Source organism: Ramlibacter aquaticus, from assembly GCF_015159745.1.
Lineage (GTDB): Bacteria > Pseudomonadota > Gammaproteobacteria > Burkholderiales > Burkholderiaceae_C > Ramlibacter > Ramlibacter aquaticus.
The window spans coordinates 1-1035 of record NZ_JADDOJ010000172.1 but is presented as its reverse complement, the minus strand read 5'-3'; the positions used below and the strand labels follow the sequence as shown (position 1 = coordinate 1035).

Sequence of the window (1035 nt, the reverse complement as noted above, 5' to 3'; positions counted from 1 at the left end):
GGGCGGGGGCCGGGGCCTCGGCGACCAGCGCCTGCGGCGGGCTGGCTTCGGCCGTCTCGTCGTTCACGAAGCCGGTCGGGTAGCGGGGACGCTCGCGTTCCTGCGGTGCGGTTTCGGCCGCCGGCGCTTGCTCGGCGCTGCCTTCGGCGGCTGCGCCTTCCTCGCGCGGGGCGCGTTCACGGCGGTCACGGCCGTAGCGGTCACGCGAACGGCGCTCGCGGCGCTCCTCGCCTTCGGCCGGCTCGCGGCGGGCCTGCGGAGCCTCCGCCTCGCCGACCGCGCCCTCGAAGGGCACGGTGTCGGCAAAGCCCAGGGCCGCGGCATCGCCGCCTTCGGGCTGGCCTTCGCGCGGGGCGCGCTCACCGCGGCGGCGCTCGCCACGGCGGCCTTCGCCACGTTCACCGCGTTCCCCGCGCTCCCCGCGCGGGCGCTGCTCGCCCTGGGCCTCGCCGGCCCCCTGGGCGGCGACCTCGTCGCCCGTGCGGACCTCGGCGTTGCGCGGCTCGCCCTCGCGGCGATCGCGGCGGCCGCCTTCGCGCGGCTCCCGCGGCTCGCGGGGTTCGCGCGGCTCACGGCCTTCGCGGGCCTCGCGCGGTTCGCGGCCCTCGCCGCGTTCACCACGCTCGCCACGTTCGCCACGCTCCGGGCGGCCTTCGCCACGGCCTTCGCCCCGGCGGCCTTCGCCGTCGCGGCGGCCGCCTTCACGCGGTGCCTGGCCTTCGCCCTCGGCAGCGGCGCGCTCGCGGCGCGGCTCGCCGGTGCGGCCGTCGCGGCGGGCTTCGCCTTCGGCACGCTGGCCGTCGCCACCGCGGTTGCGGTCGCGGCCACGGCCACCCCGGCGGTTGCCTTCGCGGCCTTCACGGCCACCTTCCCCACGTTCGCCGCGGGCTTCGCGGCGCGGCTCGTCCTTCTTGCCTTCGGGTGCGGCGGGCGCCGCGGCAGGCGCGGGCGCCGGTGCAGGCGCGAGGCCGAACAGGCCCTTGATCCAGGCGGTGAAGCCGGTCTCCGCCGGCGCGGCCGGGCGGGCCGGTGCGG

Annotated in this window: 1 pseudogene; it reads right to left on the bottom strand. The window is 80.1% G+C overall.

Annotation, left to right across the window (positions count from 1 at the left end):
• Window positions 1-1035 (bottom strand): annotated as a pseudogene (locus IM725_RS19990) (Rne/Rng family ribonuclease); the annotation flags it as partial.